Origin of the sequence: Flavimobilis rhizosphaerae, assembly GCF_014852685.1 — a bacterium.
Taxonomy (GTDB): domain Bacteria; phylum Actinomycetota; class Actinomycetes; order Actinomycetales; family Cellulomonadaceae; genus Flavimobilis; species Flavimobilis rhizosphaerae.
Window position 1 is genome coordinate 1 of sequence record NZ_JACZDF010000012.1, and the last position, 6,820, is coordinate 6,820.

Consider the following 6,820-nt stretch of genomic DNA (forward strand, 5'->3'; position numbering starts at 1 on the left):
AGAGGACCTATCACCGTCGCCGGCGGCAGGTCCGACTGGGGCGGTTGACCCCGATCGAGTTCGAGACCATCATGACCACTCAGGTCGCACTCGCAGCCTGAACCTGACTGCCACCTATCCGTGCAGCAGACCCGTTCGTCGAGTGGGCCACCGCGAAGGCTCGCGTCGCCGCGCGCACCGGCATGGACACGTCGCGACTGCGCGACCACTCACCGCACCTGTACCGCGCGGGTGACATCAAGTGGCCCGGCGGCATTGTGCGCGAGGGGCTCGTCGTCGCGTTCAGCGGCGTGCAGGGGGAGTACGACGAGATGATCGCCGAGTGGCTCGTCAGCGCCATTCGCGCCATCTGCCGCCTGGAGTTCCGCGCGCCCGACGGCCCCCGCGACAACGGTGGGCCGTTCCTGGGGGAGTAGGCCCGGTATCGGCTCAGTAGTCTGATCGCCATGAGTGCGCTGAGCCGCGACCGGGATGCCGACCACCAGGCGATCGTCCAGGACTGGCTGCGCGGCGAGCCCATCAGTCGGGCGGTCTTCGACGAGGTCTGGAGCGCTCACCACGACTTCCCGTACGAGCCGACTGTCGCGACCTACCGGCCTGCTGTGTCGCTGACCCTCACGCACCTGTGGGACGGCGGCGATGTGCCCGAGCCACTGTGGTTCACCAACGCCCCGGAGGCCCACGGGATCACGCCTATGGGCGCGAGGCTCATCGATGCGCTCGCGTTCCATGTTGGGTACATGTACGGCGCTCGTGAGCGCGGATGGTCCGTCATCCTCGACCGCTCGGCGATCCTGCACGGCGAGGCGATGGTGGGTGAGGACGGGCGCAGTTGTGCGTCGTCCATAATCTCTGCGGCGCTGTACTGGGCGAGCGGTGGCGCCGGAACCTCGCGTTTCCAGTTTCCTTTCCACGTCAGTCCGGAACTGGCACGCACTTCGCCAGCGGACGCGTGGCCACAAGACGGGGACGCCGTGCTCGCAGGCGTCCGGCGCAGATCAAAGGGCCGCCTGGGCGGTCTCCTCGGTAAAGGTGCGCCGACGTGGCAGATCGAGGTCCCGCCGATGCTTGCGGAGGCTCCGCCGGTGGCGACGATCGAAAAGATCAAGACGCGCCGGGTGCCTGTCGAGGAACTCATCCGGCACGTGGATCCCTCGGACCGGGCAGAGTTCACCTACGTGGTGAGCGTCAGCGAAGTGGCGCTGCATCAGTGGGGTGAGAAGGTCTACGGGCGGTACGAGGCGGCGCTGGCGGCACAGCCCGGGATCGAGTTCGTGGAGGGCGAGGACACCGAGTTGTTTTACGTCCTCGCGCCGACTCTGAGCGCGGAGCAGGTGCTGTCCTTAGCGAGAGCCGCGGCACCTCGTAGCTAGGCCGTCACTAGGGGAGTAGGGGCTGCCAGCCCAGCCACGGCATCGGCCGCCCTCAAGCCCCTGAGAAAATAGCCGCATGGCCACGCAGAAGCTTTACGACCTCCCGGTCCGCCATCAGGACTCGGACGCGGAGGACCTGAGCCCCGGCGCGCGCCCGCACATCGCCGCCAACGGCCTGCGTCAGATGGCGGCTCAGGCACTGCAGTCGGCCGGCGACGAGGTGGTCAACGCCAAGACGGTCCTGCCGTGGCTGATGAACGCGCTCGGCGCCCCATTCGCCAGGGGTCGTTCGGTTTGAGGTTCCGGCGCCGCCTCAGCCGGTCTGGCTATGCTCGGGTTGGCCATTGACCATGCGTGGCAGAGGGCGTGCGATGGGCGTGGTCGCCGAACAGGGGCATCAAAGGGGGTCTCGTGAACGACGGATATTCTGCAGCTTCGCTCGGCGAAGTGTTCGCCGGGACGATCGACGGACGGTTCTTTGTACCGTCGTATCAGCGCGGTTACCGATGGGGTACGGCGGACGTGCTGCGGCTCCTCGATGACGTCTGGACCAGCGAGGGGGACAGGTACTACCTGCAGCCGATCGTGGTGAAGCCCGCCGGTGATGATCGCTGGGAACTCATCGATGGCCAGCAGCGACTCACGACCCTGCATTTGATCATGCACTTCATGCAACGGACCAACCTGCAGAACCAAGGGCCTGGCTTTTCGCTCGAGTACGAGACCCGGCCCGGCAGCGAGGCGTTCCTCAGCGAGGTCGACGTCGATCGAGCCGGCGAGAACATCGACTACTTCCACATGGCCGCCGCATACCGGACGATCGAGCAGTGGTTCGATGCGCACGGCACGCTGCGCCAGTACGTCGCGAACAAGTTCTACACCCTGCTTTTCGAGCGCGTGGTCGTCATCTGGTACCAGGCCTCGGCGTATGACGATTCGACCGATTTGTTCACGCGTCTCAACGTGGGCCGGATTCCGCTGACGGACTCCGAACTCGTCAAGGCATTGGTCCTGGCTAAGACGAGGGAAGTGATGCCCGGCACGGGGCGCGCGGAAGAAATCGCTGCCCAGTGGGACATGATCGAGCGGCAGCTGCAGCGTCCCGAAGTCTGGGGATTCGCGGCTGGCGGGCTACAGCCGCCGTCGACGCGCATCGACTTCCTTCTCGATGCCATGGCGGGAGGCCCGACCGGGCGTGACCGCCCTCGGTACTTCACCTTTGAGACCCTGCGCGCTCGCATCGACCCACCGGAGGGCGCCCCGCGGCCACTTGCGTTCTGGCAGGACGTACTTGATATCCACGCCACCATGATGTGGTGGTTCGAGGACCGCAGCCTCTTCCACAAGGTTGGCTACCTGATGTACCTGGGTGAGCCCTTCCACGAGCTCATTGAACTCGCGGCGGAGTTGCCCAAGAGCGAGTTCGATGACGCTCTGACGGAGAAGATCTCGTCGCGGCTTGACCTCAGTGAGGACGAACTTGGCGACATCGGGTACGAGCATCGTGCGTCCAAGTGTGCGGACGCGCTGCTACTGATGAACATCGAGACCGCGCGTACGGCCGCATACGCGCACGCGCGCTATTCCTTCAGCGAGCATCATGCGCAGCGCTGGTCCCTTGAGCACATCCACGCTCAGAACGCCGAACCGCTGCGTCGAGCCGAGCAGTGGCGAACCTGGCTCGTGGACCATCGCGCGGCCCTCGATGGCCTCGACGCGATCGACGGCGCGCAGCGCGAGAGAGCCATCGCCGAGGTGGACCGTGCCCTCGAGGACCTCACTGAGGCATCCTTCCGCGCCGCCGAACTCGCGGTGACGCGACTTCTGACTGCTGAGAGTGGCGGCGGGGATGATGTGCACGGCCTCGCCAATTTGGCGCTGCTCACGTCCGGAGACAACGCCGCGCTGAGCAACGCAGTGTTCGAGGTCAAGCGTCGCACCCTGATCGAGCGGGACCGGCAGGGCGCGTACGTGCCACCAGCGACGCGCCAGGTCTTTCTCAAGTACTTCACGGACGCGGACGCTCAGCAGCCGCACTTGTGGACAGAGACCGACCGGGCTGCCTACCTTGACGCGATCCGCAACACGCTGCGGCCCTATCTGCGCACCACGAGCCAAGGAGCCGAACTGTGAAGGGCGAGATTGCCTCGTACACCGGACTCTTCCAGGACAGTGGGATCTCGCGTATCGAGATCCCGCTGATTCAACGCGACTACGCCCAGGGTCGGGAAGGCGTCGCAGTCCGAGACATCCGCGACGGATTCCTCGAAGTCTTGGCCAACGCGGTTGAGGTCGGCCTGCCCGTAAGCCTCGACTTCATCTACGGCGACTTTGTCGACGGCGTGTTCCGGCCCCTTGACGGCCAGCAACGCCTGACGACCTTGTTTCTGATTCACTGGTACGCCGCGTGCCGCACCGGCGAGCTCGAGCAACCTGGAGCGTGGGCGAATTTCACCTACGCCACGCGACCCAGCGCCCGCACCTTCTGCGAGCGGCTCACCGACCCGACCGCGATGGCCGGCGGCGAGCAATCGTCACGTTGGCTCATGGACCAGCCATGGTTCGCCTTCGACTGGCGCCACGATCCCACCATCAGGGCGATGCTGGTGATGATCGACGCCATCGCGGAGCGCTTCGACGCCATCGACCCGCAGCTGATTTGGGAGCGACTCACACGCGACGACGACCCTGTCGTCAGCTTCCACACGCTCCAGATCAACGAGGCACGTCAAGGCGACGACCTCTACATCAAGATGAACTCCCGCGGGAAGCCGCTGACCCCGTTCGAGAACTTCAAGGCGCGCTTCGAGAGCACGATCGCGCACACCGGTGACCGCGCCAGGGAGTTCGCCCGGAAGGTTGACGTCGACTGGTCCGACATGCTCTGGCCCCACAGGGGCGACGACGACATCGTCGACGACGAGTTCATGCGCTACCTCGGCTTCCTCATCGAGATCTGCGAATGGCGAGACGGGGTCGTCACGAGCGGCCCGCTCGGCCCCCGCGCAAACGCACTGTTCGGTCCTGGGTCACCCCGCTGGGAAACGCACCTCAAGTTCGTCTTCGACGCGTTTGACACCTGGTTGGGAACCGAGATCCCTCACTACTTCGGCGAAGTCTTCACCAACGCGGCAACAGCCCCGAGCGACGATCAAACGGAGCCGACAGCGATCCCGCTATTCGGTCGCGGCGCACAGGTCGACCTATTCACGGCCTGCTGCCGGGACTACGGCGAGCTCCGGCACTCCAAAGCCCGCTCCTTCAGCCTCCAGCAAGGCATCCTGCTCTACGCAGTCCTCGTGCACCGCATTATGCACACCGACGAGCCGATGACCCGTCTCCGGGCATTGCGCAACATCCTCGAGTGGTCCGGTGACGAGATCCGTCTCGCTGACATGCCCGCGATTCTGAATGACGTCGACCGTCTGATGATTGACGGCGACCTCCAGTCGATCTCAGCGCTGAACCAAGCGCAGGTCGCCGACGAAATCGCGAAGGCCGAGTTCCTCGCATCGCACCCGCACCTCGAAGGCGTGGTCCACCGGTTGGAGGACCACGACATGCTGCGCGGCGCGCTCACCTCCTTTGACCTGGACGAAGTACGGCTCGCTGACCGCGCGGCGGCTTTCGATGCGGTGTTCTCACATGAGAACCAGTGGGCCGACGCCTCGGCTGCGCTGCTCACTTTCGGCGAATATCAGCGCACTGTCCCACGCTCAGCCAAGTCGCTCTTCGGTACGGCCGCTATTGGCCAGACACAGTTCTGGCGCGATCTGCTCGCTGGCGGCCAGCGCGACCGCATCGCGTCGACGCGCGATGCCCTCATGCAATTGCTCGACGCCGTGGCGGTAAGCGGAATCAATCCAACCGCGACGATGCGGGACATTCGCGACACTTGGCTCGCCGACCGCGAGGAAACTAGGTGCCTCGACTGGCGCTACTACTTCGTGCGCTACCCCTCGATGCGGTCAGGTGACTCAGGTATCTACGTGCGTCACGGCGAGGACATCGGCTACAACGTCCGGATGCTCATCAAGACTCAACTCAACAGCTGGTACCGCGACCCGTACCTCCTGACGCTGTGGGAAGAGTCCGGCCAGCCCGACAAGATTGAAGACCCTTGGTACCGCGGCAGCGAGCCGGAACGCTGGCTCAAGTTTCGCCGCAAGAGTGCTGAGATTCGTTGCGTCGAAGGCGGCTGGGCCGTCAGGCTTCGAAGCGCGGGCCAGAAGAGCGGACCGAGATTCCTTCAGATCATGGAGTCGCTGGGGTGGACCCAGAGCGGGCCGTTCGAAGGCGTGGTGCCGGTGAAGCAGCGCCCAGGTGACGGACGCATTTTCGATAGCGTGGACCGCATCACTTTGGGCCGCGAGGTTGTAGCCCGGCTCCTGGAAGGCGGGTTCTAGCTGTAGTGCCCAGGCAGGTTGTTCAACCTCGTGATGGGTGGGACCTTGCCGATGGCTGAGTGTTGCCGGTGGTGGTTGTAGAAGTGCAGCCAGGCCGGGAGGGCGGCTCGGCGGGCTTTCTCTGAGTTGTAGTGCTTCGAATATGCCCAGCCGTCGCTCATGGTGCGGTGGAAGCGTTCGATCTTGCCGTTGGTTTGGGGCCTGTAGGGCTTGGTGCGGCGGTGCTTGATGCCGAGCTCGCGGCAGGTGTCGCGCCAGGCGTAGGAGCGGTAGGCAGGTCCGTTGTCTGAGAGCACTGCCTCGACCGTCACACCCCGGGCGGCGAACCAGGCGACTGCCCGTTTCAGCACGTCGACTGCGGTCGTGGTCTTCTCGTCGTCGTGGATCTCGGCGTAGACGACTCGGGAGTGATCGTCGATGACGGTGTGGACGTAGGCGTGGCCCAGGAACGCATGCCCTGTGGCGTCGTGTCTGACGCCGTTCGTGGTGCGTCGATTCTTGCCACCTTGCTGTCGCCCGACGTATCTCCAGCCTCCGCCATCAGGGATGTTGCCGAGCTTCTTGACGTCGACGTGGATCAGGGAGCCGGGATGGTCGTGCTCGTAGCGGCGGATCACCTCGCCGGTGGCGACGTCGACGTGGGACAGTCGATTCAGGCGGCACCGCTTCAAGACGGCATAGACGGTCGAGGCCGGCACTCCGGTCAGCGACGCGATCTCCACCGGCCCACGTCTGGTCTTGAGGCGCTTGTGCACGATCTTGCGTACCAAGGGTCTGCTGCACGGACAGGTGACACCCACCCGCGGTGCTGACCAGCACCGCTGAGAGGATGTCTCCATGTCCAAGCGCTATCCCCGAGAGTTCCGCGATGACGTCGTGCGCGTCGCCCTCGCGCGCGACCCCGGCGTGTCACTGGCACGCATCGCCGCCGACTTCGGCGTCGGCAAGTCCTCCTTGCAGAACTGGCTCCGCGAAGCCCGAGAACTTCGCCGCCGGGTGAAACTTCTGGAGCAGGAGAACGAGGTCCTGCGCCGCGCGGCC

At 65.0% G+C, this 6,820-nt stretch carries 6 protein-coding genes and 1 pseudogene; 6 read left to right on the forward strand and 1 reads right to left on the reverse strand.

Annotated elements, in window-relative coordinates:
* Positions 1-182: 182 nt before the first annotated feature.
* The 5 genes from IGS67_RS13445 (at position 183) to IGS67_RS13465 (ending at position 5,779) form a co-directional block, all read left to right on the forward strand.
* A complete protein-coding gene (locus IGS67_RS13445; protein WP_192282192.1) occupies positions 183-416 on the forward strand; it encodes a hypothetical protein in 234 nt (77 codons plus the stop codon).
* A gap of 30 nt (positions 417-446) precedes the next feature.
* Positions 447-1,373, forward strand: a complete 927-nt coding sequence (locus IGS67_RS13450) for a hypothetical protein (protein ID WP_192282195.1) — start codon at positions 447-449, stop codon at positions 1,371-1,373.
* Between the two features lie 76 nt (positions 1,374-1,449).
* Positions 1,450-1,671 (forward strand): hypothetical protein, encoded by a 222-nt coding sequence (locus IGS67_RS13455; RefSeq protein WP_192282198.1) that lies wholly within the window; start codon positions 1,450-1,452, stop codon positions 1,669-1,671.
* Positions 1,672-1,784: 113 nt separating this feature from the next.
* Positions 1,785-3,506, forward strand: a complete 1,722-nt coding sequence (locus tag IGS67_RS13460) for a DUF262 domain-containing protein (protein WP_210767365.1) — start codon at positions 1,785-1,787, stop codon at positions 3,504-3,506.
* Positions 3,503-5,779, forward strand: coding sequence for a DUF262 domain-containing protein (locus tag IGS67_RS13465; protein ID WP_192282201.1), 2,277 nt, complete (start codon positions 3,503-3,505; stop codon positions 5,777-5,779). The genes IGS67_RS13460 and IGS67_RS13465 overlap by 4 nt, the downstream gene beginning before the upstream one ends.
* Here IGS67_RS13465 and IGS67_RS13470 read toward each other — a convergent pair.
* Positions 5,776-6,543: pseudogene (locus tag IGS67_RS13470) on the reverse strand (IS481 family transposase); the annotation flags it as partial. The gene IGS67_RS13465 and the pseudogene IGS67_RS13470 overlap by 4 nt on opposite strands.
* Before the next feature lie 73 nt (positions 6,544-6,616).
* On the opposite strand from IGS67_RS13470, the gene IGS67_RS13475 reads away from it, so the two are divergent.
* Positions 6,617-6,820, forward strand: a 204-nt coding sequence (locus IGS67_RS13475) for a transposase (RefSeq protein WP_192282208.1), incomplete at its 3' end; no start/stop codon positions are given.

Coding starts and splice junctions, on each gene's coding strand:
- IGS67_RS13450 (WP_192282195.1), top strand. CDS start 447: ATGAGTGCGCTGAGCCGCGACCGGGATGCCGACCACCAGGCGATCGTC.
- IGS67_RS13455 (WP_192282198.1), top strand. CDS start 1,450: ATGGCCACGCAGAAGCTTTACGACCTCCCGGTCCGCCATCAGGACTCG.
- IGS67_RS13445 (WP_192282192.1), top strand. CDS start 183: ATGGACACGTCGCGACTGCGCGACCACTCACCGCACCTGTACCGCGCG.